Origin of the sequence: Serratia sp. (in: enterobacteria), assembly GCF_051654945.1 — a bacterium.
In the GTDB taxonomy this organism is placed as follows: domain Bacteria; phylum Pseudomonadota; class Gammaproteobacteria; order Enterobacterales; family Enterobacteriaceae; genus Chania.
This window is the reverse complement of record NZ_JBOFZA010000118.1, coordinates 552,131-576,119: the sequence shown is the minus strand read 5'-3', so window position 1 is coordinate 576,119 and position 23,989 is coordinate 552,131. Positions and strand designations below refer to the sequence as shown.

The 23,989-nt window shown below is 51.7% G+C and carries 30 protein-coding genes and 1 other RNA gene; 9 read left to right on the top strand and 22 right to left on the bottom strand.

The features are described from left to right. Positions 1-13 precede the first annotated feature (13 nt). From ACRDCA_RS28050 to ACRDCA_RS28035, 4 genes are all read left to right on the top strand, one after another. On the top strand, positions 14-535 hold the full coding sequence (locus ACRDCA_RS28050) for a fimbrial protein (RefSeq protein ID WP_438692423.1): 522 nt from the start codon (positions 14-16) through the stop codon (positions 533-535). Positions 536-564: 29 nt separating this feature from the next. Further along, positions 565-1,077, top strand: a complete 513-nt coding sequence (locus ACRDCA_RS28045; protein ID WP_438692422.1) for a fimbrial protein — start codon at positions 565-567, stop codon at positions 1,075-1,077. 127 nt (positions 1,078-1,204) lie between these two features. Beyond that, positions 1,205-1,921 carry a LuxR C-terminal-related transcriptional regulator gene (locus ACRDCA_RS28040; RefSeq protein WP_438692421.1) on the top strand — a complete coding sequence of 239 codons (717 nt, stop codon included), beginning with the start codon at positions 1,205-1,207 and terminating at the stop codon, positions 1,919-1,921. Next, positions 1,918-2,601 carry a LuxR C-terminal-related transcriptional regulator gene (locus tag ACRDCA_RS28035; protein ID WP_438692420.1) on the top strand — a complete coding sequence of 228 codons (684 nt, stop codon included), beginning with the start codon at positions 1,918-1,920 and terminating at the stop codon, positions 2,599-2,601. The genes ACRDCA_RS28040 and ACRDCA_RS28035 overlap by 4 nt, the downstream gene beginning before the upstream one ends. Positions 2,602-2,618: 17 nt before the next feature. On the opposite strand, the gene ACRDCA_RS28030 is transcribed toward ACRDCA_RS28035, so the two are convergent. Next, the gene (locus tag ACRDCA_RS28030) at positions 2,619-3,263 is read right to left on the bottom strand and encodes a helix-turn-helix domain-containing protein (protein ID WP_438692419.1); all 645 of its coding nucleotides are present in this window, start codon (positions 3,261-3,263) and stop codon (positions 2,619-2,621) included. Between the two features lie 403 nt (positions 3,264-3,666). Here ACRDCA_RS28030 and ACRDCA_RS28025 point away from each other — a divergent pair, with 403 nt between their 5' ends. Next, positions 3,667-4,359 carry a helix-turn-helix domain-containing protein gene (locus tag ACRDCA_RS28025; RefSeq protein WP_438692418.1) on the top strand — a complete coding sequence of 231 codons (693 nt, stop codon included), beginning with the start codon at positions 3,667-3,669 and terminating at the stop codon, positions 4,357-4,359. On the opposite strand, the gene ACRDCA_RS28020 is transcribed toward ACRDCA_RS28025, so the two are convergent. The 13 genes from ACRDCA_RS28020 to ACRDCA_RS27960 form a co-directional block, all read right to left on the bottom strand. After that, complete coding sequence (locus tag ACRDCA_RS28020) at positions 4,356-4,940, bottom strand: LuxR C-terminal-related transcriptional regulator (protein WP_438692417.1); 585 nt, start codon at positions 4,938-4,940, stop codon at positions 4,356-4,358. The genes ACRDCA_RS28025 and ACRDCA_RS28020 overlap by 4 nt on opposite strands. Positions 4,941-5,069: 129 nt before the next feature. Next, positions 5,070-5,639, bottom strand: a complete 570-nt coding sequence (locus tag ACRDCA_RS28015) for a tyrosine-type DNA invertase (RefSeq protein WP_438692416.1) — start codon at positions 5,637-5,639, stop codon at positions 5,070-5,072. A 242-nt stretch (positions 5,640-5,881) separates the two neighbouring features. After that, entirely contained in the window at positions 5,882-6,445 is a 564-nt protein-coding gene (locus ACRDCA_RS28010; protein WP_438692415.1) for a helix-turn-helix transcriptional regulator, read from the bottom strand. A 45-nt stretch (positions 6,446-6,490) separates the two neighbouring features. Further along, complete coding sequence (locus ACRDCA_RS28005) at positions 6,491-7,024, bottom strand: helix-turn-helix transcriptional regulator (protein ID WP_438692414.1); 534 nt, start codon at positions 7,022-7,024, stop codon at positions 6,491-6,493. Between the two features lie 173 nt (positions 7,025-7,197). Then, positions 7,198-7,815 carry a helix-turn-helix transcriptional regulator gene (locus ACRDCA_RS28000; RefSeq protein ID WP_438692413.1) on the bottom strand — a complete coding sequence of 206 codons (618 nt, stop codon included), beginning with the start codon at positions 7,813-7,815 and terminating at the stop codon, positions 7,198-7,200. Between the two features lie 79 nt (positions 7,816-7,894). Beyond that, positions 7,895-8,431, bottom strand: coding sequence for a fimbrial protein (locus ACRDCA_RS27995; RefSeq protein ID WP_438692412.1), 537 nt, complete (start codon positions 8,429-8,431; stop codon positions 7,895-7,897). Between the two features lie 27 nt (positions 8,432-8,458). Continuing rightward, positions 8,459-8,995: a fimbrial protein gene (locus ACRDCA_RS27990; RefSeq protein WP_438692411.1), complete on the bottom strand. Its 537-nt coding sequence runs from the start codon at positions 8,993-8,995 to the stop codon at positions 8,459-8,461. A 72-nt stretch (positions 8,996-9,067) separates the two neighbouring features. Then, the gene (locus ACRDCA_RS27985; protein WP_438692410.1) at positions 9,068-10,066 is read right to left on the bottom strand and encodes a fimbrial protein; all 999 of its coding nucleotides are present in this window, start codon (positions 10,064-10,066) and stop codon (positions 9,068-9,070) included. An 11-nt stretch (positions 10,067-10,077) separates the two neighbouring features. Then, positions 10,078-12,672 carry a fimbria/pilus outer membrane usher protein gene (locus ACRDCA_RS27980; RefSeq protein WP_438692409.1) on the bottom strand — a complete coding sequence of 865 codons (2,595 nt, stop codon included), beginning with the start codon at positions 12,670-12,672 and terminating at the stop codon, positions 10,078-10,080. A 75-nt stretch (positions 12,673-12,747) separates the two neighbouring features. Next, complete coding sequence (locus ACRDCA_RS27975; protein WP_438692408.1) at positions 12,748-13,434, bottom strand: fimbrial biogenesis chaperone; 687 nt, start codon at positions 13,432-13,434, stop codon at positions 12,748-12,750. 93 nt (positions 13,435-13,527) lie between these two features. Continuing rightward, the gene (locus ACRDCA_RS27970) at positions 13,528-14,046 is read right to left on the bottom strand and encodes a fimbrial protein (RefSeq protein ID WP_438692407.1); all 519 of its coding nucleotides are present in this window, start codon (positions 14,044-14,046) and stop codon (positions 13,528-13,530) included. A 482-nt stretch (positions 14,047-14,528) separates the two neighbouring features. After that, positions 14,529-15,077, bottom strand: coding sequence for a tyrosine-type DNA invertase (locus tag ACRDCA_RS27965; RefSeq protein ID WP_438692406.1), 549 nt, complete (start codon positions 15,075-15,077; stop codon positions 14,529-14,531). A 210-nt stretch (positions 15,078-15,287) separates the two neighbouring features. Continuing rightward, positions 15,288-16,196, bottom strand: a complete 909-nt coding sequence (locus ACRDCA_RS27960) for a LysR family transcriptional regulator (protein WP_438692405.1) — start codon at positions 16,194-16,196, stop codon at positions 15,288-15,290. A 98-nt stretch (positions 16,197-16,294) separates the two neighbouring features. On the opposite strand from ACRDCA_RS27960, the gene ACRDCA_RS27955 reads away from it, so the two are divergent. Further along, on the top strand, positions 16,295-16,642 hold the full coding sequence (locus ACRDCA_RS27955; RefSeq protein ID WP_438692404.1) for a DUF6404 family protein: 348 nt from the start codon (positions 16,295-16,297) through the stop codon (positions 16,640-16,642). Positions 16,643-16,708: 66 nt separating this feature from the next. Here the strand turns inward: ACRDCA_RS27955 and ACRDCA_RS27950 are convergent, their stop codons facing one another. From ACRDCA_RS27950 to smpB, 4 genes are all read right to left on the bottom strand, one after another. Further along, entirely contained in the window at positions 16,709-16,966 is a 258-nt protein-coding gene (locus tag ACRDCA_RS27950; protein WP_438692403.1) for a hypothetical protein, read from the bottom strand. A 59-nt stretch (positions 16,967-17,025) separates the two neighbouring features. After that, positions 17,026-17,415: a GFA family protein gene (locus ACRDCA_RS27945; RefSeq protein ID WP_438692402.1), complete on the bottom strand. Its 390-nt coding sequence runs from the start codon at positions 17,413-17,415 to the stop codon at positions 17,026-17,028. Positions 17,416-17,586: 171 nt separating this feature from the next. Further along, positions 17,587-17,950, bottom strand: a transfer-messenger RNA (tmRNA) gene (gene ssrA, locus ACRDCA_RS27940). Positions 17,951-17,998: 48 nt separating this feature from the next. Next, on the bottom strand, positions 17,999-18,481 hold the full coding sequence (smpB, locus tag ACRDCA_RS27935) for an SsrA-binding protein SmpB (RefSeq protein WP_021178921.1): 483 nt from the start codon (positions 18,479-18,481) through the stop codon (positions 17,999-18,001). Positions 18,482-18,642: 161 nt separating this feature from the next. Between smpB and ACRDCA_RS27930 the strand changes: the two genes are divergently transcribed. Then, positions 18,643-19,077 (top strand): type II toxin-antitoxin system RatA family toxin, encoded by a 435-nt coding sequence (locus tag ACRDCA_RS27930; protein WP_025119859.1) that lies wholly within the window; start codon positions 18,643-18,645, stop codon positions 19,075-19,077. Beyond that, a complete protein-coding gene (locus ACRDCA_RS27925; protein ID WP_438692401.1) occupies positions 19,070-19,354 on the top strand; it encodes an RnfH family protein in 285 nt (94 codons plus the stop codon). The genes ACRDCA_RS27930 and ACRDCA_RS27925 overlap by 8 nt, the downstream gene beginning before the upstream one ends. A gap of 112 nt (positions 19,355-19,466) precedes the next feature. On the opposite strand, the gene bamE is transcribed toward ACRDCA_RS27925, so the two are convergent. From bamE to nadK, 3 genes are all read right to left on the bottom strand, one after another. Beyond that, positions 19,467-19,805 (bottom strand): outer membrane protein assembly factor BamE, encoded by a 339-nt coding sequence (bamE, locus tag ACRDCA_RS27920; RefSeq protein WP_438692400.1) that lies wholly within the window; start codon positions 19,803-19,805, stop codon positions 19,467-19,469. Between the two features lie 103 nt (positions 19,806-19,908). After that, entirely contained in the window at positions 19,909-21,570 is a 1,662-nt protein-coding gene (gene recN / locus ACRDCA_RS27915) for a DNA repair protein RecN (RefSeq protein WP_438692399.1), read from the bottom strand. 86 nt (positions 21,571-21,656) lie between these two features. Then, positions 21,657-22,535: an NAD(+) kinase gene (nadK, locus tag ACRDCA_RS27910; protein WP_438692398.1), complete on the bottom strand. Its 879-nt coding sequence runs from the start codon at positions 22,533-22,535 to the stop codon at positions 21,657-21,659. Between the two features lie 124 nt (positions 22,536-22,659). Between nadK and grpE the strand changes: the two genes are divergently transcribed. Continuing rightward, on the top strand, positions 22,660-23,235 hold the full coding sequence (grpE, locus tag ACRDCA_RS27905) for a nucleotide exchange factor GrpE (protein WP_025119854.1): 576 nt from the start codon (positions 22,660-22,662) through the stop codon (positions 23,233-23,235). Between the two features lie 51 nt (positions 23,236-23,286). On the opposite strand, the gene ung is transcribed toward grpE, so the two are convergent. Next, complete coding sequence (gene ung, locus ACRDCA_RS27900; RefSeq protein ID WP_025119853.1) at positions 23,287-23,970, bottom strand: uracil-DNA glycosylase; 684 nt, start codon at positions 23,968-23,970, stop codon at positions 23,287-23,289. Between the last annotated feature and the right edge of the window lie 19 nt (positions 23,971-23,989).

Below are 23,989 nucleotides of genomic sequence, written 5' to 3'. Positions count from 1 at the left end.
TAAAGGTGTTGCGATGAAAAAATTGATGGTATGGGCCATGTTAGTACCCTTGGGTATGGTTTTTGGGATTGATATTTCTCAGGCAGATCCAACAAATATTAATATTACGGGGGTAGTCGTTGCTTCACCTTGTACAGTGAATAATAATAGCAGTAATCTTAATGTTGATTTAGGTGCCAATATTCAAGCATCAACTTTGGCGGCGGCTGGTACAGGTTCAACGCTCACCCCATTTGTTTTGGCGCTAACAGGATGCCCGTCAGGAACCCGCAATGTTACGGTTACTTTTTCAGGAACAGCAGATACAACTGCAACTACCAGGTATAAAAATACGGGTACAGCCACTAATTTGGCCGTTGAACTCTCCCAACAAACCACCGGAACCATCCTGGGTAACGGCAGTTCGCTAACACAGGCTGTTCAAGCTGACAAAACCGTGACCTATGCGCTGAATGCCCGTGCCTATTCATCCGCAGGTAGCGCTATGCCAGGCAGTATCAGCGCTGTAGTACAGGCCAATTTCATTTATAACTAAAGGCATGTTGGTCACAAGGAGTGGTCTGGATGAGCGCATTGATGAAAAATATCTTGCTGATAATAGCGGTTGGTTCAATGAGTTGGGCCGTTCAGGCGACCAACCTCAATATCGCCGGCAACGTGGTAGCCAGCGCGTGCAATGTTGCTAGTAGCACGATTAGTCAGGACATCGATTTCGGTCAGTTGCGTAGCACCGATTTAAAAGAGGCGGGGACGGCTACGGACTGGAAACCATTTACCGTAAAACTGAGCCACTGCCCACTCTCGACCAGCAAGGTTACGGTCACCTTCTCGGGGGCCCCGTCAGCGGATGATGCCGCGTTATTCGCCAATAGTGGCACGGCAGAGAATGTCGCCGTACAAATGGTACAGGATGATAATAAGGCGGTAATACAAGGTAACGGCAGTAGTATGACGGTAAAAGTTGATGCCCAACATGAGGCAAATTATGCCTTGGCGGGACGGATCTATAGCGTTAATGGTAATGCCGTTGCGGGGACTTTTAGTAGCGTTGTGGTGATGAACTTTACCTATCAATAAAATTCCTGCTCAGGGAATGAGCCAAATAGAGATGATATTTTATTAACTATGCCACGATATTTTATAGCTCACGGTATCTAAAATGTTGTTTATAGGTGGTTTGTTTTTTTTACGAGGAAGTCTATTTATGATTGATGAGATCAGCAAGATTGTGAACAAAAATAAGACGCTTACATCGTCAATGAAAGTACCTTGGGCATTGGTGATGGATACTTGCCCAATGACACGAGGTGGTGTTAACTCGCTATTAAAAACGTCACAGCTTCATACTGGTGAGGTCATTATGCTAAATAAGGCCTCTGATATTCTGCTGTGTCTGAAGGTTGGCATGCCAGATTTGATCGTTATGGAGTTATGCGGAGAGGGTGAGTCGGTGCTGGAAGGTTTACGTATTATTAGGCTCTGTCACCATAGTTGGCCGTTTATTCCGCTGGTAGTGTGTACCGCCCTGACCGACGTGCGTTTTCTGCAACAGGTTAAATCACTGCGGGTGAGCAGCATTTGCCATAAAAATGATCCGCTGGAGTCTATCGAAGGGTGCATTAAACATGCCAGTCTCGGCCTGTATCAGGATAGCCCAACGATTCAAGGGTTGTTGAGCTGTGAGCATGGTTCTCATCACTTGCTCACCAAAAAAGAAATTGATGTGCTGGTTCATTTATTGGGTGGTTGTAGCGTGAGTGATGTTTCACGCATGCTAAATCGTGATATCCGTACCATTAGTAGCCATAAGTGTAGTGCTCTGACCAAGCTCGGCTATAAAAATAATCGTGAACTTTATACTCGTGGCCATTGGATGCAGCGGGATGGCCTTTATAATTTACAAGATGCCAAGCAACTATGAATACGATGCTACCTATCATCAATCTGGCCATTATGGAAGAGAGTCCATTGGCTCGGCTGGGCATTGAGCAGTTTGCTCTGTCATTGCATCAGGGGATCCGTTGCCAACTACAGGCCGCTTCAGTACATCAACTCTGCCAGCAAGTACAGGATCGGCCGATCGATTTATTGATCAGTGGGTTGGCGGGGTCACAGGAAAGCGCCGTGCTGGGGGCAGAAAAGTTAATCAAACTGTGTTTCTCGCGGCCTGAAATACGACAGATTATATACACTGATAGCCACTGCGGGGAGTTGCTACATAGATTAGGTCGCCTGACAGAGGTTAGCCTGATTTCCCGCCAGGAAACGCAGGAACAGACTAAAGCGTGCTTCATGCAGGCCTTAGGGGGGGTCAGAGTCTGTAGCCCTAAGATAAAGTCGGTCATTCATGATTACGCACAGGGAGATCTCGCTGTTTGGCAGCGTTTAACCGCCAGAGAACGGGAGGTTTTACAACTGCTGTTTGATGGTCTGAGCATGAGTGAGACGGCCAACTATCTGAAACGTAATATTAAAACGATAAGCGCCCATAAACGTAACGCCATGCACAAACTAGGGGTTAATGATGATGCGGAGATGTTCGCACTCAGAATGCATTTCTCTGGCGCGGAAAAAATCGTCACTACTGCCATATGGCGATAGCTGGCAATGGGAGCTAATCAATATTTTTCTGGTAGCTTATTCATTTTAATCAGCAATCCTCTTTTGATGACGATATAGCCACCGGCATTAAGTGCCGCTAAGGTTTTCATTACACCACTGCGCGATAATGGCGTTCGATCCAGAATATATTGTACAGCCGAGACCGTTGCACGGGTTTCGAAATCCTCTTCGCTTAATGCGGATAGCAGGTTGCCAATGACCTCATAGTTGGGTATTGCCGTCGTTGACTTCATGTATTCATAAAAGCGCGAACTAAGATACATAAGAGAAAAAGCGACCGATTTCCACAGGCCGTGTTCGTCAACGTGGCGTAAAAACTCCTCCAGGGGGAGATAGATATACTCTATGGCGGTCGTTGCCTGTACCTTCAAATTGGATGGGTCCGGTGTAAAATTGCTGATGCCAGCAATTCCGGGGGCCTTCATCGGATGCAGGATCAACGAATCTCCATTACGCTTGATATCACACCCGCCTTGTAGTAGCAGAAAACACATCTTTTGATCCTGGAGAACAAACTGAAAACTTTGCCCTGGTTTGGCTTTACGAACCTTGACGGTTTCAACGGAAAGGAGCGAGTCGATCAGGGTCTGTATATGCTCCTCCGGTTTGGGGGTCACGCTTCTTTTTTGAAAATTGTTCATAAGTTAGCCTTGGGATAAGACATAGGATTTTGAGTATAAAACAGATCCAGCCTTGGCGGCAGTTAAAACGGCATGCTTTGGTAAACCTGCTCACCAAGCATCCGTTTGTGAGTCTATTTTTGGATTTTAAAGGCAAAAGTGAACCATAAAGCCTTTGAGACTAGCGGGTTACTATAAGATAATACTCAAACAGCAAAGGGTCCCCGATAATACCAATAAGTCTTTATTTTAGTTAGAAAGTGCTTGATGACTTCTCTCCTGATAAAAGGATTTAGTATGTTCCAGGTTGGAAACTTGATGAGATTATTATAAGAATAATGAATGTCTGATGTGTTTTATCTTTTTTTAATATCAGGGTGATTGAAAATTATCATATTATCATTCGATATTTTTACGCGTTTTTATGCTGGCCTTTAATGCCGGTAACCGGATCTTATCGTTCATTCGAGTAAATGATATGTATGATTTTAGCAAAGTTATAGAACAAGAAACGCCCATTACATCTATTGATGAAATTTTAACGTCAATAAAATCACTTACCCAAGTCAGACAAGGTAGAGCGGGCCAACGTTTCTATCTTGACCAGAGTGGTCAAAAAATGTGTTTTTTACTCTACAGCGGGACCTGTATAGCGAAAAGAACCCATGATTCATTGGTGCTATCTACGATCCGCTCGCCTAGTATCTTTGGCCTGCAAGACATTTTTCGCGCCAAATCCGATATGCACCTGCTTGCCATGAGTGACATTGAGTACGGGATGGTTTCCTTAGATGAATTCTTTTCCTATGCGGATGATAAAAGCATGTGGAAGAATATTTGTTATATGCTGATGCTTTCTGCAACTCGGTTTAGCGACTATCAAAAAGAAACGGTGGGTGTCAGTAACTATGAGTTAATCTGTAACTTACTATTGTCGCTTAGCCTGGAAAGTTTTGAAATAAGAGCGACAACCACGGCATTAGAATATATTCAGGAGCGTAGCTTGCTTTCTCGTAGTGGGATCATGAAAACCTTGGCGACGCTAAAAGAAGGTGGTTATATAACTATCAATAAAGGTTTGTTAATTACACTTAATTCGTTGCCTAAGCGGTTTTAACATTTTACTGATAAGTTTTTGTTGACTCGGAAATAAGGTAGTCCATGGCATATGTGACCAAAAAGAAGCACCGAACGAGCATTTAGATGGCTTAACCCCAGTTTTTTAAGTGCATTTATTTTATGCCCGCATATGGTTTTTACAGATAAATTTAACTCCCTTGAAAGATTCTGCGGTGTTTTACCGGTGGTTAACCCTCGCATTATCTTTATTTCTTGTCTGGTCAGGAAGGACAGATCTTGCAGATAAACAAAGTCGTTCTCTAAAAACTTGAAGAAAGCGCTACACGGCATTTTCTTGTTCAACACCCCTTGGTGGATGCTGGTGCTAGTTATATCAAACAAATAGTCCATGATTAACACCACTCTAGTTCCATGCCTATGCGTAACTGCTAGCAGGGCGGTAATGATGTCCGCCTGCTCAGTGGCTATCAGAAGTGTATCTTGAGAAGTAAAACTGATTTTATCCAGTGCTTCTTTCCCCAGGTTAACGTCAACCAATGTCACGCCTTTTTTTTCTGCGCTAAAAATAGCTGCTACGCCTAATGAGAAATAACTGTCATCTGAAGCTAAATAAATCATGTTTATACCCTGTTTGATTTTTAGATGTCACTTGTCCACCAGTACAAATAGACTGGGCAAGACATTTTATTGTTTGCTATGTGTATTAAGGCTTAAGTTAATCCCTGTTCCATTGCGGAACGAAGGCGATTACAAAGCGGTTTGCTTCTCAACATCAAAGGTGATGCTGTTAAATCGCGCCATATTGGTAGCCGTATACAGCACGGTATGTTGGATATTACGGTGCCCGAGGTAATCCTGGATCAGTCGCGTATCTTTCCCCTTGTCTGCCAGCGAGTAGCCGCAGGCGTGGCGCAGCATATGCGGATGTGCTTTCACATTCAGCTTGGCGGCAATACCATACTTTTTAATCAGTTCATAGAATTGCTGGCGGGACAGTGGGTTGCCATGCTGGGATAAGAACAACCAAGGCGTATCACTGTTAAGCCAGGTTTTACGATTTTCCAGCCACAGGTTCAGGGCTTCTTGCTCACATTGTTGCAACGGATGGGTGGTAGATAGACCACTCTTAAGTCGGGAAATATAAATGTATTCTCCCTGAATGTCAGATATCTTGAGGCGACATAATTCACTGGCTCTTAAGCCATGAAAATAACACATCATAATCAGGCAGCGATCGCGATGATAATTAGTTCCCTGAGGCACGGCATTAATCATGGCTTCCACTTCGCTAGCGAGCAGATATTTTCTTTGTGTCATTGTAAATCCCCAGTAAGGTATTCTGAATGGTTCGTTATGGCGTGAGACAGAATCTACAGATAAATCCTAGGTGAGGATACGCAGGATCCAGAAAATCCACTTTTACGAATTAATAAAGATGATTAAAAACAGTGGGTTGTGTTTTTGTTTTTTGAGGGTTTTCTGATGAAGCCAGGATTTTTAAGATGGGGGGCGATAGAGCAGGGCCGAACACGGATTTCGACCCAGTTGATTACAGGGTGTCACAACGGAGCCAGCCCCTGGAAGATCTTGCCGAAGATCAGCACTGAACGGGCATTAAGGTGATTCAACCCCAGCTTCTTCAGCGCGCTCAGCTTGTGCGAGAAAATGGTCTTCACCGACAGGTTCAGCTCCCGCGAGATCCGGTACGGCGTTTTCCCCGTCGCCAGCGACCCCATGATGTTTATCTCCCGTGCCGTCAGGAACGACAGGTCTTTCAGGTGGGCGTTCCCCGCCTCGACACACAACGGCAGGCTGACCAGCGGCATTTTCTTGGACAGCACCCCTTGTGACCACTGGGTGATATTGTCCAGGGTGCGTTCTGAGGCGTTATCCATCAGCAGCAGGGCCCGGGCGTCATGACGGCGGGCCCAGGTCAGCAGTCGGGTTAGCGTGTGGGTCTGCTCGACCGCCAAAATCAGCGTATCGTCGTGGGTCAGGGCGGGGATGACAACGGTTTCTCCCACCTCGTTCAAAGGGATTATCGTGAGCGGTTTCTTCAGTGCGCAAAACAGCGTTTCTACACCCAGGATAAAATAGCGGTCATCGGAAGCCAGATAAATCATGATACACGTCCTGTGAGGGGATGACCCGGCGCTCACCGTATTGTGCTACGGCGCGCCAGGGTGAGGATGTTTGACAAATTGCTGCCCGTTATCCAGGCAGCAGGTGGTCTCGTTGAGGTTCTTCACCCGGGCAAACAGCGCGATTTCATTGTCGACCCGCAGCTTGTACATCAGGTGCCGTTTATGGGTGCTCACCGTTTTCACACTGCGGTGCAGGCGGCTGGCAATCTGCGTCACGCTGTAACCGGCATGCAGCAGTGCGAACACCTGTAGCTCGGCTTCGGTCAAGCGTTCCCGTTTCAATGGCGGCGCAGCCACTGTCGACAACGGTGAGAGCAACGGGCTGATAACCTGCTTGCCAGCCAGTATCTGGTACAACTGCTGGCCCAGTTCGACCCGGGGCGTCTGCAGGGCCAGCACCGAGATAGCGGAGTGCTGGGACAGGACGCGTAACGGTGGCTCCGGCAGTTCCTCGGTGATAACCACCAACGGCTTGTCTCCCCGGAGAGGTTGCAGCCAGACCAGCCAGTCGGCCCCGTAAGCGGCGTCGTGTTCTTCATCGCAGAGGTCGCTCACCACCAGGTCGGCCTGGGTCAGTCCGGGCAGGCGGCCCAGGTCACTGAAGGAGCCAGCGGTCTGAAAGGTGAACTCGGGGAGTTGTCTCGTGAGAAAATGCAGCAGACCCCGGCGGGCCAGCGGGCAGGCATGCATCACGAGACCCTGCTTGCCGGCGGTAAGGGCGTGGTGTTTCATCATCGTGCCTCGTCGGCCATCAGGCGGCCGCCCAGCACCTGCAACTCGCCCCGGCTGGCCATGTTGAGCTTGCCGAGCAGCGCCTGCTTGTGGGCACTGATGGTGCGGATATCCTTGTGCATCAATTGAGCCACCCGGGTAACACTCTTGCCCGTCAGCAGGGCCTGCGCCACGTTGCATTCCTGATGGGTCAGCAGTACGGGTTGACACGCCTTGCCGTGGGGCACCAGATAATGGGCCAGCACGGCCTCGTCCATCGGCCCTTTGAACAGGGTATTGACGCCGAAGGCCTGCAGCAAATCGGCCAGATGCGGCAGATCCTTACGGAGGTAGGCGGCGATATGCACTTTTTTGTGCGCGCGCAGGAGTAATGCCAGTTGCTGCAACAGCGGCAACACCTCGGTACGGTGACCGACGGCACTGAGCAGTATCACCTCCGGCTGATGGCGCATGGCAGTCTCGGCCAACTGGTCGGTGTCGTGAAGTCGTATCAGCGACACGCGGTTGCCCAGCGTGGAGTGGAGCATCTGCTGGATCCCCAGCCAGGTGATGTCGTAGGGCTCCAGCACCAGGATGCTGCGTACCGGAGTCCCGGTATTCTCCATCAGAAAAGACATAGCTTCGCTCTCTTTATGGTGAGGGTTATCCAACGTGGCGGAGTAAGGAGCCCCCGCCATAAAGGGATAAACCGGACGATTACTGGTAAGTGAAGTTGACCAGCACGCTGCTGGAAACCTGCCCGGCCTGCACGCCGCCGGAAGGGGTCACCATCCGTGCCGCCAGCGGGAAGGTGGCGGTGCCGGTAAGCGTGTCGACGTTGACGGTCATGGCACTGCCGGTGGACAACACCGCACTGTGGTCGGCATCTTTGGCCATCTGTACCGCCATGTACGGCGCGGCGGTGGCGGCCGGTTCGGTATTGGCAAACAGCGTGGCGTCGGTGCCGTCCGGCGTGCCGGTGTAGGTGGCCTTGACAGAGGTCGTACCCGCCGGGCAGTTGGTCAGGTTAAGACTGAAACTCTTCCAGTCGCCCGCATCGTTGGCAAACTGGAAACGGGTGCGGCCCAGGGTGCCGAGGTTGACCGTCTGCCCTGCCACCAACACCGGGCTGACGGTACAGGATGAGGCAATGACCTTGCCGGTGATGGTCACATCGGCGGCTTCCACCTTCGTGCCCGGCAGGACAGCGAGGGCGGACAGCAACATGTTGAGGACAAAAACACGTTTAAACATATTTGGCTCTCCTGCCAGGGGGGCAAATCAGTTATAGGTAAAGTTCATCAGGACCACGGTGCTGATGTTGCCCACGGTACTGCCACCTGCGGTGCTGTACGGGCGGGCCTGCAGGTCGAAGGTGGCATTTCTGCTGGCATCGACGGTGGCGGTCATGGTGCTGTTCTTGCCCTTGTCGGCCGCGGTGCCGGAGCGGTTTTGTACCTGGACGGAGACGTTGGTGGCATAGCCGGTGCCGGTGGTATTGGCGTACTTGTTGGCGTCTGCGCCGTCGGCGGTGCCGTCAAAGGTGGCGGTGACGGAAGTGGTCCCGGCCGGACAGTTGCTCAGGGTTACGTCGAAGGTCTTCCAGGTACCGTAGGAGGCGGCCGGGTTGAGCACGGCCGCCGTCACATCGGGCATCACCACGGTGTAAGTGCTGCTGTTGTCGATGGTACAGGCGGCGGCGGTGACGCGGCCGGTGATATTGATGGTCACCGGGTCGGCAAAGGCGCTGCTGCTGATGAGTGCTCCGACAACGGCCAGCGTACACAGTCCTTGTTTAACATTACGCAATGTAGTCACGGTCGATATCCTTATTATTGAAGTTGCGTGTTATCGGCGGCCAGTCATGAAAATCGGACTGGCCGGTTGTTATTATTGATATGTCAGGTTCAGCGTGGCGGTGGCATTGGCATCGCCGGTGGTGACCGTGCCCGCAGTCTGGAAATAGCGGGCAGTAAAGGCCCCTGCCGGGAACTCCTGACCGCCGGTGGAGGTTTTAAGCACCACGTTGGTGTTGTTCTTTAATATTGTGCTGCCATATAACAACTGAATGCCGACGCCGGTAGCAACCCCTGGAGTGCCTGCGCCGGTTAATTGGATCACGCTGTTATTGGACGTACCGGTATTTTGGGTGAAGCTGAGTGAAGCATTAATACGCGCCCCCGCATCACACTCCAATCCAATGGTAAAAGGCGTATCCCCTCGGGTGGAGTTGACCGCGGTAAAACTGCTGGCTAATACAGGGTCTAAAGGGACATTAACGTTCGGCGTAGTGATAGAACAAGCCACCGTTGTAATTGTCCCTCCAGTAATGTTTAACCGCAAAAGTGCACCTAAACCAGTAAGTGTGAATGTAGATTGAGTAGCTCCGATATCCCCATTACCTGTAGGCCCTGTTTTAATTAAACTAATAGTATATCCCGTGCCCCAGTTAGACCAAGCCCAACCACGACCAGGCCAAGGTGCTGTTGTTGTTTCAACATAGTACGTATCTGGACTTCCTGATGCACCATAATAAAATGATGACGTCGCAGCTTGAATTCTTAGTCCCACACCCGCTACGTTCGTTTGATATGTATGTGCAAAACCACTTACAGGACTAACCCCACTAATATTCCAACTTCCCGTCTCACCCGCCATACAGTATGCAAAGCGGGTATTACTATCATAACCATTTGATACAAACGTTGTCATCAACGTTGAGCCTATAGGTGTATCTCGCTGTACAATAGTATTTCCTAAATTAGTTGTGGTGACATTTATGCTCCAGGGAGATGAATACCACATACAAGCAGCAAAAGTCGACTGGCAGAAGAAAAGTGTAATTAGCCCAAAGAGAAAAGTACCAATATATTTTCGTAATATTTCCATAATTAATTCCTCTACCGGCATTGCCCGTTAATGGTCGCAATCCCGTTTACATTCTGTGGCAGACTGTAATTCACACTGCACTGTTCATCCGCCCCACTGCCCCATTGCACTTTCAACTGGCCGCTCTGTGGCAACCCGGTCAGGTACACCTGGCCGTTGTCACCGACGATAAAGCCTTCAGCATCTTTGCTGCCGTTGGTCGACACGATGGCCCCGAATGGCACCGGCTTGCCGCCTGCAGTCAGCAGCGTCATCAGTACCCGGCTACCCACGCTGGTCTGGTAACGCGCTCTCACTACCGCCCCACGCGTTGGAATAACGGTCTGAGTGGTAATCGCCACCTCGGTGTTGTCGGCAAAGCTCTCGGTGTTGAGCGTCACGTCGTTCTTGCGGTACGGGCTGGCATACGGCACTACCGCATAACCCCGGAAGTCAGTTTTCACCCCGGTCTGGCCTTGTATCGCGACGCTCTTCGCATCCGGTGCGGCCACCAGCACCACGGTTTCCCCCAGCGGCTGGCCGAACGTCACGCCGTTTTCATGGGCCAGAATGCCGCCCTGTACGCCGTAGTTCAGACGCTGGCTGTTGTTGTCATACGCGTAGCCCCCGTTGACCTCGCCATAAGTGGCACGCCAGTCGGCATTGGCACTGCCGCTGTTGCCCTGACCTTTCGTGCCGTACCCTTCCTGCACGCTCCAGCTCAGGTTGTTGTCGTCCAACACCGTCCCACCCACGCTCACGCTGTGGGTGGTATTGCCGTTCTTGCTGCTGTTAACCATGTAGTTGGCGTAGACCGGGTGCTTGTCCCCGAACAGCTTGCTCAACGGTACGCTCAGGTTGACGGCAAACAGCTGGTCCTTGTCATAAATACGCCCGCTGCTGCCTGAATCACTTCCGTAGGCCACCTGGGAGTTACGGTTGTAGGTGTAGCTCAGGCCGTAGCTGATACCGTCCCACGAGTTGTTATAACTGGCGGTATACGATTCCATGCGCCGGTCGGTATTCCAGTAGTCTTCCCGTGCTGCCGTCAGCCCCAGGTTGCCGCCGCCTTCCCATAAATCCTGTGACAGCGTCAGCTCGGCCCGGTTACGTCGCCGTTCCTGCTGCGGATAACTGTTGCCGCTGGTGTAAGTGTCCAGCACTTCCTGCATGCCCCAGTAGCCGTCGGTGGCATAGCGGTAACCCGCCACCGCGAAGTTGGTGCCGGTGGCCACGAAGTTCTTGCTGTAACGCACGCGCCAGGACTGGCCGCTTTCTTTCTGCTGGTCTTTCTGCTTCGCCCAGGACTGTGTCACGTCCAGGGACAGCGCACCAAAATCGCCCAGGTTCTTGCCGACACCGGCCGCCAGGGATTGATATTTGCTGCTGAACTGGCCGCCGCCGTAAATCGTGAACCCGGCCGGCAGACCATAAATCACCGTCGCTTCGCTCAGCGGGGTCTTGTCCACGCTGTTGTCATACGAGCGGTACACCCCGGTGGTGGCCGAATATTTCAGGCGCCCTTCACGCTGCAATACTGGCAACGAAGCAAATGGAATGACCAACTGTTGTTCGCTGCCGTCGGATTCCTTGATGGTGACGTTCAGGTCACCGGACCCACCTGATGGGTACATGTCAGTAATTTCAAAGCTGCCCGGTGACACATAGGTCTGGTAAATCACGTAGCCGTTCTGACGGATGGTCACCTGCGCATTGGTGCGGGCGATACCGCGTACCACCGGCGCATAGCCGCGCAGGCTTTCCGGCACCATCTCGTCATCGGACGCCAGTTGGGCCCCGCGGAACGGAATGCTGTCAAACACGTCCGCTGCGGTAGACGTATCCCCGGCGGTGAACTGGCTTTTCAGCGCAATGATGTCGCGCTGGGCATAGGTATACACCGTGTCCCAGTGATCTTCGGTCTGGCCATCCGGGCCGCTGCTGCTTGATCGATTCCAGGTGGTGTAGTTGCGCAAGCGCCACGGGCCGATATTGATACCGGGGCGCAGGTTGACGTACTGGCTGCTGCTGTCATCGCCACGGCCACTCTTGGCGTAGTTGTTGGAGCCGGTGACGCTGTAGTTCAACAGTGCGGCCGGGATCCCTTCGTCCCACTGTTTCGGGTCGACCCAGCCACGGGCGGAGTTGTTCACCGCCGACTGCGGGAAGCTCAGCAACAGCTGCTGGCGAGCAAAGCGGAACTCACTGCTGGCCTGGGGAATGGCCGCCAGGTTGGCACAGGCGGTGCCCGGCGCACCCATCTCCGGGAACTTCTTGGTCAGTACGCCCCAACCGGCGAGATCGTTGACCGGGATACAGGGCAGCAGCGTCTCGCTGCCCTTGCCGTCCTTGCCCAGACGGAACTCCACGTTGCGGGTTTCCATCCGTTCGTTGTTGAGGAACACGTCAACACGGTAGGTGCCGGGCATCTGCCCGCCCTTGTCCTCAAAGGAGGTCAGGTCAACGGCTTTCTGCCCTGGGGTACCCAGTTCAAGCAGGGCGGGGTTGAAGTAGTCCCGCGCCTGCGCATTCATCATTGTCCCGGTCAACAGCGCCACCTGGGCCGCCACAAAGCAGGCCACCCGGCTCAGGCGCAGCCGCACTCGGGGGTTATTATTATTATTCATCCTTCACTACTCCTTGCGTGCGAGGGGGTATCTCCCTCCCGCTCCTGAATGTCCATGCTCCGCATCAACATGCTGCTAGTGCCCCGGGGTGTGCTCCGCGCCGGTACCGCCGTAATCGCTGATGAGTTTCCAACTGACCGGGCCGCTGACGTTGGCCGGGGTGGTGAAGGTGGCCTGGCTCATCGGCAAGACGTAGGTGATGTCCTTGATTTCACGGCCGCCGACTTTGACCTGCTGGAAGTTCATGACAAACGGCGTCGGGTTGGTGACGCTCAGTTGAGTGCCGCTCTGTGACCAGGTCAGTTTGCCCGCCACATCCTCTGGCACGCCCTTCAGGCCCTGTGGGCGGTAAATCAGCTTGATGCGGGTCTTGACGGCAATTTGCAGGGTGTTGGCCCCTTCTTTTTTACTGCCGGCCGGGATCGACTTGATATTGAGCCAGTAGAGCGACTCGCGGTCTTCAGGCAGGCTGCCGCCAGTGCGCACGATACGCAGCAGGTTCTGCTGGTTACCGTCGAGGCGAAACAGCGGTGGCGTGACAATAAAGGGGGCTTTCTCAGCGCCACCGTTTTGGGTCTCCGCCCAGGACTGGATGAGATAGGGGTTGATGTCAGTGTTGGTGACGCTCAGTGAAGCCTCCTTTTTACCGCCGTTGTAAATCAGGCGGGTACCGCCGACGGTGACGCCGCCGGTCTCGGCCGCCTGCGCCAACGCGCCGGTGAGTAATAAAGAAAGGCAAAGGGCTTTAAATCCGGTATTCATGGTAATTCCGTACTCCGAAAAAAGGCGGGCCAACCGGAGTCGGCCCGTAGAGACAGCTTCCCGGCCAGGTCGTGGCGGGGAAGTGGCAGTCAATTAGTTGTAAACGATGGTGAAGTTGCTGGTAGAGTTCGCTGGACCGGCAGTTACGGCTGCGGCAGTCGCATAGTAACGCGCCACGAAGTCCAGGTTGTTGGCACCGGCAGTCAGCGCATAGGCTGAAGACGCGGTGTACAACGGCACTACCACGTTGGCTTTGTCCATCAACTGGATACCCACGTTAGTCGCCACGCCGGTTTCCTGAGTCAGTTTCAGGATGGTGTTGACGTTGGTGTCAGCCGTGCCATCAAACTTCACTTTTGCCGAGGTCATGGTGGCCGGGCAGTCGGTCAGCGCGATGGTGAACTTGGTCGGTGCTGCAGTAGAGCCTGCTGCGGTGAATGCAGAGCTGGATACGGTGCCCAGGGTTACGGTCAACGGGTTGCTCATGTTGTTTACTACGGTGCACGCATCGTCAGTAATAGAACCAACGAAGTTGATTTTGCCGTCATCAGCAAACGCAGAAGCAGACAGAACACCAGTAACCAGAGCAGCAACAATCAGATTCTTTTTCATGTAGATCTTCCTTTTGGGTCGAGATGCGCGCATCTCATTGATAGTTATGCGTTTCAACGCATGTTTTCCTTGGTTGCTTGGGTCAAAAACTGACCAGATAACTGTTCATTTTGTTCCAATTTGACCAGTTTGGCGTTTACCACTGGTTACCCCTAGGGATAGGGGGTTTTCCTAGATTTTTAGCGGGGTTTATAGCTGTGGGGTGGTTTTTTATTCCAGGATTGTTTTTAACAAACTCGACATCGATTTTTTTTTATTGTTACAAGACCTGATAAGTTCTGTAGTAATAAAAATGAGAATTTTAAAGGAAGTTTTTTAGTGGATTGATTTAACTGGAATATATGAATTTAAATAGCAGAGAAAAGAGGGTTATTGACAAGGAAATTATTACTCTTTAGTATCGTGGTCAGTTTGGAACAATATGTCCATAGAGTTACAATTTATTACATTCCTTCTGAGTGGTTTTCCTAGTGAGTTATCTATTACCAGGCACGCAGAAAGCGTTGGGCATTAGTCGCGGTATAAAGCACGGTGTGCTGAATATTACGGTGGCCCAGGTAATCTTGAATCAATCGTGTATCCATACCTCTGTCTGCCAGAGCAAAGCCGCAGGCATGGCGTAGCATATGAGGGTGCGCATCCACTTCCAATTCTGCACGGCGGCTGCAATCACGTAATATGTCATAAATTCGCTGGCGTGAGAGCCGGTTACCTTTTTGCGACAAGAAGAACCATTCGCTGTCCGCGTTCTTATGCCGGGCGCGTACGTTCATCCAGGCATTTAGCGCTTTTAGCTCGACTTCGTAAAGGGGGTGAATGGTAGAAAGGCCATTCTTTAATCGGTGGACAAATATGCGGTTGTTGGGCAGATCGATATCCGATTGGCGCCAGCTATTGATTTCGCTGACCCTGCAGCCATGAATAAAACACATCCAGATTAAGCAGTAATCTCGTTCCGGGTTAGAACCTTCCCGGGTGGCCTCCAGCAGGCGTTGAACTTCAGATTGGGTTAGATATTTTCTATTTGTCATTTTGACCTCTTAATCGTCATAGTGTGCACATATCAATATCCTTATTCATATCAACGACAAACCATACCTTGTTAACGGCATGGTTCCTTTCCGTAGTTTTTAAGTATAAACAATAAAATTTAAGTAATACAGGCAAACTCAGTTACCCTTCGTTGAGAATTGCTGTATATCCACAGAGTTAGAAGGGATAGTCGTGAGCCTGGAGAGGCATCAAGACCTACCTAATTCAGATAAGTAATTGACTATTTTTTGTAGTAAAGCATTGTTTTTTTCTGAGCGATGAATGTGTGCATAATAAGCAACGGTGTGTTTAACGGGGAAATTATGCTCAACGGTACGTAAATCGAATCTTTCACACACCCAAGGGGCCAATTTGGATGGCATCATTACAATGAGTTCTCTTTTTGCTACCTGAAGCAGAATAGTGATGATTGATGATGAGCGAAATTTCCGGAACAAAAGTGTTTCATCATTATGTTGAATGCTAGGTATTTCTACACCTAGCTTTTCCTCCGAGTAGATGTAGCCTAGCAGTGATTCTTGTCGAAATTGTTCTAAGGTCACGGATTTTTTTATTCGCGGATGTTGTTTAGAACAAATCATCGTCATACCCGAATGCAAGACAGGATAACTTAGCAGCGATCTGTCATTAGGCAATGCGGAACCAATATCAAGGTCAATCTGCTTTCTGCGCAGTCGTTCTATACGAACATCTGGATCTTGAGATATAGAAAGTACATCCCAGCCTGATCCGTTGCAAAGTTCGGGAGAGTCCAGGAATTTATCCACAAGCAGCAGATCAAACAAAGGGATGGTAGCAATGCGTACTTTTTGCATAGGGCTAGGAATTAAGTCATCGCCCTGAAGTTTATCCGCATCGTCAAACAGATTGAGGGCGGGCCGATAGAGCTTGTATAGCTCCAGCGCCAAAGCCGTTGGCATCATGCCGTTCCCTTGTCTGAAAAACAGCGTATTGTTATGGTGCTTACGCAGTTTATTTAGCGCAATACTTACGGCAGAGATACTGGTTTTAAGATTTATGGCGGCGGCAGAAACCGAACCGGCGTCAATAACCTCGCAAAGAATGCGGGCAAGGTTGAGGTCTAGTTTTGTCTGCATTATGGTTTCCCAAAAGTAACTGTAACATCTGCAGTATAGTTTATTGTTTTAAAAGTGCTTTTTATTAATCGGCCAGGTGTGGGATAAGGAATTCAACGATGACTTTTGATGAGAAGAAACAACAGGCCTTGGCGCTGATGGCAGAGAAAAAGATGTGGCGGAGTAATTATGCACCGCCGCTCATGCGTCTGTTATGGAAGTTAGGGGTTCAAATCCCACCGCCGCCGTTTATGCCTTTCTGGCAGAATGTGCTGTGCTTCGGTGGTTTTATTGGCTCTCTTTGGGGCGTGATTATGTGGTTCACGGTTTGGAAAAGTCAGGGCTACAGCGTGTTAATGGCGTTGCAGATGAGTTTGTTTGCCGGGGTGTTTTTTGGCTTCTTTATGGCTCTCTATCACTATTGGCGCAAGCGGGTGAACAAGTTGCCGGACTGGAATGAACTCTGATAGGCGAGTGAGAGGGGCATAATTAACTACGCCTGGTAGAGAGTATGCCACCAGAAAATTGTGCCATCAGCCTTTAGACAATAAAGCACCCATCAGTGAGGTAAACACGCCGCCAGTGGTAAAGGCATGCGCTGTTTGGTATTCCTCACCCTTGATGTCTTTAAACCTGGCCAAGGCTGCTTGCGGGGAGGTGGCCTGCAACTCTTCAAATTGCCTGACGTAGCCTTTATCAAGCAGTTGTTGCTGATTGTCTGCGAAATCAGGTACAGAGTTATCCAGTACCACAATCTGCTCGCCCTTCACGAAAAAACTGTAAATCACCATAGTATCTTCCTTAAGCTGGTGTCACGACTGTCCTAAGATCGAATGAATGCCGTGTGCTGTCAAGTTGAGCGATCGGGAAATAGTTTCTGCCACCACGCTGGTTTCATATCCTCAAAGGAGTGGTATTCCGGTATCAGCGCAGGATCGCCAGGATCATCAAATACTCCACTCAGCAGGGCGATAACGGGGCCGTCATCGATGGCGCCAATGGAACTGCCACACTTGGGGCAAAAGGCTCGGCATGAGGCAGGTGAGGAGCGGTAGGTCGCGGGTTTTCCACTGATCCCGGTCCATTGTACATCGGAGGCCGAAAATTCAATCCATACGGCGGACTGCGCGCCGGTGTGCTTTTGGCAAATATCACATGAACAGCTATGCGGATCCGCGGGGTTGATTGCCTTAAAGCGTATGGCTCCGCACAGGCATCCGCCGGAAAATTCGTTGGTCATCCGAGTGTGCTCACAGGCTTAATGGGTTGCTTAACGTTAGCAGGCGGGGCTTGAAATCGCTATGGTTGCAAGCAAGGTTTGCCTCTTTACAGACACAAAAAAGCCCGCAACGTGAATTGCGGGCTTTTTCGTTATTGTCGCCGGGTCTATCTGGTTCACTGGCGACCTATTTGGTGGAGCTGGGGGGATTTGAACCCCCGTCCGAAATTACTACACCGTCGGCACTACATGCTTAGTCCAATCTTTACATTCGCCGGTCAGCTGCGGATGGACACGCCACTAACAAACTAGCCTGATTAGTTTTAGCACTTCAGCCCCAGGCAGGACTTCCATGCGATCTCTTTTGGGTTTGACCTCTCTTTATCCCCGTCTTAAGAGCGGAAGCTAGGGAGAGAGGGCTCTAAGCAGGGTATTAAGCTGCTAGTGCGTAGTTTTCGTCGTTTGCGACTATTTTTTTGCGGCTTTTTACGAGGCAAACCGCCCCTCGGCATGCTCCTAGGGCTTCGCAAATCCCGTCGAATCCAGAATCAGCCCCAAGTACTATGTGCAGTATACCAGAAGATTACCCTGTTAAGCCAGCGGCTTAACGATTGGCATGCTTCATGATACGGGCTTTCGCCGTCTGCCATTCACGATCTTTGATGTCATCGCGCTTATCGTGTTCTTTCTTGCCTTTGGCTACGCCGATCTTCACCTTGCTCCAGGCATTTTTCCAATACATGGAGAGGGCGACCACGGTATAACCATCGCGGGTTACGCGGCCAATCAGTGAGTCTAGCTCACGTTTTTTCAGCAGCAGTTTACGGGAACGTGTTGGATCGCATACCACATGAGTCGAAGCGACGTTCAGCGGCGAAATGGTGGCGCCAAACAGATAGGCTTCACCGTCGCGGAACATCACATAACTGTCGCTGATGTTAGCTTTGCCAGCACGCAGTGATTTTACTTCCCAACCTTGCAGCGCCAGACCCGCCTCGATCTCCTCTTCAATGGAGTATTCGAAACGTGCTCGCTTGTTTTGTGCAATGGTCGCGGAACCGGGTTTGTATGCTTTTTTCTTTGTCATAGTGTGTTCATTATACTGGATGGCGCAGCGAAAGAAATCCTTTCCCACTCAGCACCTGCGCAATTTCTCTCATTTTTTAGCCACGTAGCGCGTAGCAGATTTTTTGTCTGACGCCAGATAAATGGTATTATCTGTACGTTTTTTGCCTCTCAGGAAATGTTATGCCCCAGATCAGTCGATCTGCCTTGGTGCCATTCAGCGCCGAGCAGATGTATCAGTTGGTAAATGATGTTCATTCTTACCCCGATTTTCTGCCGGGCTGCACCGGCAGCCGGGTGATTGCGGCTTCCCCTAATGAAATGACCGCCGCGGTGGAAGTGGCAAAAGCCGGTATCAGCAAAACCTTCACCACGCGTAATACGCTGCTGGACAACCAAAGTATCAACATGCAGTTGGTGGATGGCCCGTTCCGCAAGCTGATGGGGGGGTGGCAGTTCACCGCATTAAGCCCAGAAGCGTGCAAGGTTGAGCTGCACCTGGATTTTGAGTTCACCAACAAGTTGATCGAGTTGGCCTTCGGTAAAGTGTTTAAAGAGCTGGCTGGCAATATGGTGCAAGCGTTCACCCAGCGCGCCAAAGAGGTCTACAGTGTCTGAGATACGCGTTGAGGTGGTCTATGCGTTGCCGGATCGTCAGTACGTGCGCCAGGTTAAGCTGGCGGCAGGCAGCAGCGTTGAGCAGGCTATCCTCGCTTCTGGGTTGTTAGAGCTGCGTAGTGATATCGATCTGGCCAGCAACAAGGTGGGCATCTACAGCCGACCGGCCAAGTTGGGCGATGTGCTCAATGACGGTGACAGGGTAGAGATTTACCGGCCATTGCTTGCCGATCCGAAAGAGTTACGCCGTCAGCGGGCGGAAAAGGCCAAAAAATAAGGCGCTGAATGCGCCTTATTTTCATCAGAATGTTGTCTTCCAAGTTGCAGCCTGCGACTGTCGTGAAGAATTTAACCTTTCCTCAAGGGCCGGATGACAGATCCTGCTCGGCTTAATCGGTCAAGGCCGGTTTGTTTTGTATATCGGTCAACACGCCTGCGCTGTCGAACGTCAACGTCAGCGTCTGCTGCGTGATCTTCTCATGGCCTGGCTGCTGGCGGAACACGTAGAACCACGTCTGGGTACCAAACGGATCCTGCATCATGGGCGTGCCCAAGGTGTAAGCAACCTGTTGTTGCGTCATTCCCTTGTGGATTTTTGCCACGTCGGTGGGTGTCAGGTAGTTACCCTGATTGATATCCGGCCGGTAAACTATCTTCTCAAAAGTAGAACAGCCTGCGGTCAGCATCACAAGAACCACAGCGGCAGCTGTCAGCATTTTACAGCGCATAGTAATCACATTCCTTTAGGGCATAGGATGCCGATGATAATAGACCTTGCAGCAGTTGGGAACCTTTACAGGGCTCCAATATGACCTCAGTAAAGTAAAAAAGTTAGGCGGCCAGTAATTCTTTTGCGTTTGCCAGCGTGTTTTTAGTGACTTCACTACCGCCGAGCAGGCGCGCCAACTCTTGCAGACGGGCGCGTTTATCCAATGGCGACATCTGGGTTTCGGTTTCCGTGCCGTCGGTTTGTTTGCTGACAAACAGGTGTTGGTGACCACAACCGGCAACCTGCGGTAAGTGAGTAACGCACATCACCTGGGTTGATTCCCCAAGCTGGCGCAGCAGGCGGCCAACGATGGCTGCCGTTGGGCCACTGATACCGACGTCCACCTCATCGAAGATCAGCGCCGGGGTTTCCATTTTACGCGCGGTAATGACCTGGATCGCCAATGCGATGCGCGATAGCTCGCCGCCGGAGGCCACTTTTGCCAGCGGTTGCAGCGGTTGCCCTGGGTTGGTGGAAACGCAGAACTCAACGCGGCTGGCCCCCTCGCTGCTCAGGTATTCCGGCTCAAAGCGTACGTCGATATTAAATTTGCCGTGCGGCATCGAGAGCGCATTCATGCTTTCGGTGATCAGGGTGGTTAACTCGGCCGCGTAGTGCTGGCGCTTCTGGTGCAACTGCTCAGCCAGTACCAGCGCCTGTTGATGATGCAGATTGACGGCTTCGCTCAGGTGTTGCTGATCGCTGGCCTGTTGGGACAGCAGTTGTTGCTCATCCAACAGCTGTTGATGCAGGGCAGGTAACTCTTCTGGTGAAACATGGTGCTTACGTGCCAGGCCGATCTGGCGTGACAGGCGCTGTTCCAGCTCATGCAGGCGGTTAGGATCGAGATCCATGCGGTCTGCGTAATGGCGCAGCTCGTCACTGGCTTCGCTGATTTGGATCGAGGCTTCTTCCAGCATATCCAGCAGGCCGCTGAGTTTCTCATCCATGCCGATCAGATCCAGCAGCAGGTGCTTGGTGGTGTAGAGCTGGCTGAGCATGTTGTGTTGCTCATCGTCGGCGAGTAATTGCAACGCTTGCTGGCTGAGGGTCAGCAACTGGCCGCTATTGGCCAGGCGTTTGTACTCGCTATCGATCTGTTCAAACTCACCGGCTTGAGGGGCAAATTCGTTCAGCTCTTTCAACTGGTATTGCAGCAGCTGTTTGCGGGCATCGCGCTCGAGCGATTGTTGCTGATGGTGTGCCAGCTCACGGCAGCTTTGGTGCCATTGGTGGTAAGCCTGATGCATGGCTGCCTGTAAGGCTGGCTCGCCCGCATAGGCATCCAGCAGCTGTTTTTGGTGTTCGGGTTTGAGCAGCAGTTGGTGGGCATGCTGGCCGTGGATCTGGATCAGCCGCTGACCCAGTTCCCGCAGTTGCGAAAGCGGGACGGCGGTGCCGTTGATAAAACCACGCGAGCGGCCATCTGTACCGATGACGCGGCGCAGCAGGCACTCGTTGCTGTCATCCAGCTGATTCTGTTCCAGCCATTCGCGGGCGGATGGGGTATCTGCCAGTGAGAAACGAGCACAGATATCGGCACGGGAGGCCCCCAGACGAACCACGTTGCCGTCGGCGCGATTACCAAGGCATAGGCCTAACGCATCAATAGCAATCGACTTACCGGCACCGGTTTCACCGGTGATTGCCGTCATACCCGCTTGAAAGTCGATCTCCAACTCACGAACGATAGCAAAATTGCTGATGGTTAATTGCGCCAACATAGGGACCTTCCTGTTCATAAACACATAACTGTGATTTCATACAGTATAAACTGGTTTTATATACAGTAAAGCGGTTGGCGCTATTTTTAGAATAATTTTTTTGACCAGCCCAATTTGGTACTCAACGTATTGAAATAGCTGTAATCCTTGGGATGGATCAGGTTTAGGTGGAAGTCGCTGCGGCGGATCAGAACCTCTTCGCCTTCCTGGATAGGCAGGGCGATCTGGCTGTCACAGCTGATTTCCAGATCGTTGCCGATATGGGAAAACTTCAGCCGGATCGTGCTGTCACCGTTAATCACCAACGGCCGGGCGGAAAGCGTGTGCGGGAACATCGGCACCAGCGCGATGGCTTCCAGCGACGGGGTCAAGATGGGGCCGCCTGCGGAAAGCGAGTAGGCGGTAGAGCCGGTCGGCGTGGCAATGATCAGGCCGTCGGAACGCTGTGAGAAGGCGAAGCGATCGTCAATGTAGACTTCAAACTCGATCATATGTGCCACCTTGCCGGGGTGTAACACGACCTCGTTAATTGCGGTGCTAACGCGACATTGCTGGTGCTCTTTATGGACGATGGTTTCCAACAGGAAGCGCTTCTCGTCGATATATTCGCCTTCCAGCACGTCTGCCAACTGCTGGAGTGCGTTATCCGGGTCGAGATCGGTCAGAAAGCCGAGATTGCCACGGTTAACCCCGATCACCTTGATGTCATAACGCGCCAATACGCGCGCAGCGCCCAGCATATTGCCATCACCGCCGACCACGACGGCGAGATCGGCCCGCAGACCAATCTCTGCCAGGCTGCCGGTGTCGGCGTCTTTCATGCCTAAATCGTGGGCAATCTGGCGTTCAAGGATCACCGAGTAGCCACGGGCAACCAACCATTGGTACAACATCTCATGGGTGGCCAGAGCTGAAGGGTGACGCGGGTGCCCAACAATGCCAATACATGCAAATTTTTTATTCATTGCTGTGATTTTCCTCACCAGGGACGGTTTATGCCCCACATTGTGACCGGTTGACTTGAAACCCCGGTTTTGATCCCCATAATAAGCCAAGTTGCGAGATTAATGCTAAAACGCGGAGATATTCATGAGTAGTAAAGAACAGAAGACGCCAAACGAGCAAGCCTCGGAAGAAATGGAACAGCAAGCACAGCACGAAGAAGCCATGGCGGCCGGCGCCGATCTGCGCGATGAACGCATTGCCGAGCTGGAAACCCAACTGGCCGAAGCTCAGCAACGCGAGCGTGACAGCCTGCTGCGTGCCAAAGCCGAAATGGAAAACGTTCGCCGCCGTAGCGAGCTGGACGTTGAGAAGGCACACCGCTTCGCGCTGGAAAAATTCTCGGGCGATTTGCTGCCGGTGATCGATAATCTGGAACGTGCGCTGGAACTGGCAGACAAGAACAACCCTGAACTGGTCGCGATGATCGAAGGGATTGAGCTGACGCTGAAGTCACTGCTGGACGCGGTACGCAAGTATGGCATCGAAGTGGTGGGTGAACTCAACGTGCCATTCAACCCGGACGTGCACCAGGCAATGAGCCTGATGGAATCAGCCGACCATCAGCCAAACCATGTCATGATGGTGATGCAGAAAGGCTATACGCTGAATGGCCGCTTGCTGCGCCCGGCGATGGTGGCGGTTTCCAAAGCCAAGTCTTGATAAGACCTGGTGAAGGAAAAGGCACCCGCGGGTGCCTTTTTTACGCCTGGATCAGGCTTGTGGCAGGTGTGGCACCCAGTCAATCGGCGCCAGCCCTTGTTGTTCCAGTAGCTGATTGGTTTGTGAAAAGTGGTGGCAACCCAGGAAACCGCGATGGGCAGAAAGCGGAGAGGGATGCGGTGCTTTCAACACATGATGGCGCTGACGATCGATAAAACTCCCTTTCTTTTGTGCGTGCGAACCCCATAGCAGGAACACCACACCTTCGCGGTTTTCATTTAGTGCGGCTATGACCTTGTCAGTAAAGGTTTCCCAGCCCAGGTTGGCGTGAGAATGCGCCCGGCCACCTTCAACGGTTAACACGGTATTGAGCAGCAGCACGCCTTGCTCGGCCCAGCTTTGCAGGCAGCCGTGTGTCGGGCGTTCAAAGCCCGGGATATCCGTCACCAGCTCTTTATACATATTGACCAGTGAAGGCGGTGCAGGGATGCCTGGGAGCACGGAAAACGACAGGCCATGTGCCTGGTTCGGACCGTGATAGGGATCTTGCCCGAGGATCACCACTTTGACGTCCGCCAACTCGGTAAAGCGGAAAGCGTTAAACACGTCCTTCTGTGGTGGATAAATGGTCTTACCAGCCTGGCGCTCGTTGGCAACAAAGGCGAGTGTATCCAGAAAGTAGGGCTGCTCTTTCTCTTTGCCGATGACGTCATGCCAGGTGAGGGAGGTAGACATAAGCACTCTCCTTTGTTTT

Excerpts from the sequence above, each read along its gene's own strand:
- ACRDCA_RS27930 (WP_025119859.1), top strand. The coding sequence starts at position 18,643 with ATGCCCCAGATCAGTCGATCTGCCTTGGTGCCATTCAGCGCCGAGCAG.
- ACRDCA_RS27975 (WP_438692408.1), bottom strand. The coding sequence starts at position 13,434 with ATGAATACCGGATTTAAAGCCCTTTGCCTTTCTTTATTACTCACCGGC.
- ACRDCA_RS28000 (WP_438692413.1), bottom strand. The coding sequence starts at position 7,815 with ATGTCTTTTCTGATGGAGAATACCGGGACTCCGGTACGCAGCATCCTG.
- ACRDCA_RS27965 (WP_438692406.1), bottom strand. The coding sequence starts at position 15,077 with ATGACAAATAGAAAATATCTAACCCAATCTGAAGTTCAACGCCTGCTG.
- grpE (WP_025119854.1), top strand. The coding sequence starts at position 22,660 with ATGAGTAGTAAAGAACAGAAGACGCCAAACGAGCAAGCCTCGGAAGAA.
- ACRDCA_RS28050 (WP_438692423.1), top strand. The coding sequence starts at position 14 with ATGAAAAAATTGATGGTATGGGCCATGTTAGTACCCTTGGGTATGGTT.
- ACRDCA_RS28030 (WP_438692419.1), bottom strand. The coding sequence starts at position 3,263 with ATGAACAATTTTCAAAAAAGAAGCGTGACCCCCAAACCGGAGGAGCAT.
- ung (WP_025119853.1), bottom strand. The coding sequence starts at position 23,970 with ATGTCTACCTCCCTCACCTGGCATGACGTCATCGGCAAAGAGAAAGAG.
- ACRDCA_RS28045 (WP_438692422.1), top strand. The coding sequence starts at position 565 with ATGAGCGCATTGATGAAAAATATCTTGCTGATAATAGCGGTTGGTTCA.
- ACRDCA_RS27945 (WP_438692402.1), bottom strand. The coding sequence starts at position 17,415 with ATGACCAACGAATTTTCCGGCGGATGCCTGTGCGGAGCCATACGCTTT.
- ACRDCA_RS27995 (WP_438692412.1), bottom strand. The coding sequence starts at position 8,431 with ATGTTTAAACGTGTTTTTGTCCTCAACATGTTGCTGTCCGCCCTCGCT.
- ACRDCA_RS27980 (WP_438692409.1), bottom strand. The coding sequence starts at position 12,672 with ATGAATAATAATAATAACCCCCGAGTGCGGCTGCGCCTGAGCCGGGTG.
- ACRDCA_RS27960 (WP_438692405.1), bottom strand. The coding sequence starts at position 16,196 with ATGCAGACAAAACTAGACCTCAACCTTGCCCGCATTCTTTGCGAGGTT.
- ACRDCA_RS28015 (WP_438692416.1), bottom strand. The coding sequence starts at position 5,639 with ATGACACAAAGAAAATATCTGCTCGCTAGCGAAGTGGAAGCCATGATT.
- ACRDCA_RS27955 (WP_438692404.1), top strand. The coding sequence starts at position 16,295 with ATGACTTTTGATGAGAAGAAACAACAGGCCTTGGCGCTGATGGCAGAG.
- ACRDCA_RS28020 (WP_438692417.1), bottom strand. The coding sequence starts at position 4,940 with ATGATTTATTTAGCTTCAGATGACAGTTATTTCTCATTAGGCGTAGCA.
- ACRDCA_RS27970 (WP_438692407.1), bottom strand. The coding sequence starts at position 14,046 with ATGAAAAAGAATCTGATTGTTGCTGCTCTGGTTACTGGTGTTCTGTCT.
- bamE (WP_438692400.1), bottom strand. The coding sequence starts at position 19,805 with ATGCGCTGTAAAATGCTGACAGCTGCCGCTGTGGTTCTTGTGATGCTG.
- nadK (WP_438692398.1), bottom strand. The coding sequence starts at position 22,535 with ATGAATAAAAAATTTGCATGTATTGGCATTGTTGGGCACCCGCGTCAC.
- ACRDCA_RS27985 (WP_438692410.1), bottom strand. The coding sequence starts at position 10,066 with ATGGAAATATTACGAAAATATATTGGTACTTTTCTCTTTGGGCTAATT.
- ACRDCA_RS28040 (WP_438692421.1), top strand. The coding sequence starts at position 1,205 with ATGATTGATGAGATCAGCAAGATTGTGAACAAAAATAAGACGCTTACA.
- ACRDCA_RS27950 (WP_438692403.1), bottom strand. The coding sequence starts at position 16,966 with ATGGTGATTTACAGTTTTTTCGTGAAGGGCGAGCAGATTGTGGTACTG.
- recN (WP_438692399.1), bottom strand. The coding sequence starts at position 21,570 with ATGTTGGCGCAATTAACCATCAGCAATTTTGCTATCGTTCGTGAGTTG.
- ACRDCA_RS28010 (WP_438692415.1), bottom strand. The coding sequence starts at position 6,445 with ATGATTTATCTGGCTTCCGATGACCGCTATTTTATCCTGGGTGTAGAA.
- ACRDCA_RS28025 (WP_438692418.1), top strand. The coding sequence starts at position 3,667 with ATGCTGGCCTTTAATGCCGGTAACCGGATCTTATCGTTCATTCGAGTA.
- ACRDCA_RS28035 (WP_438692420.1), top strand. The coding sequence starts at position 1,918 with ATGAATACGATGCTACCTATCATCAATCTGGCCATTATGGAAGAGAGT.
- smpB (WP_021178921.1), bottom strand. The coding sequence starts at position 18,481 with ATGACAAAGAAAAAAGCATACAAACCCGGTTCCGCGACCATTGCACAA.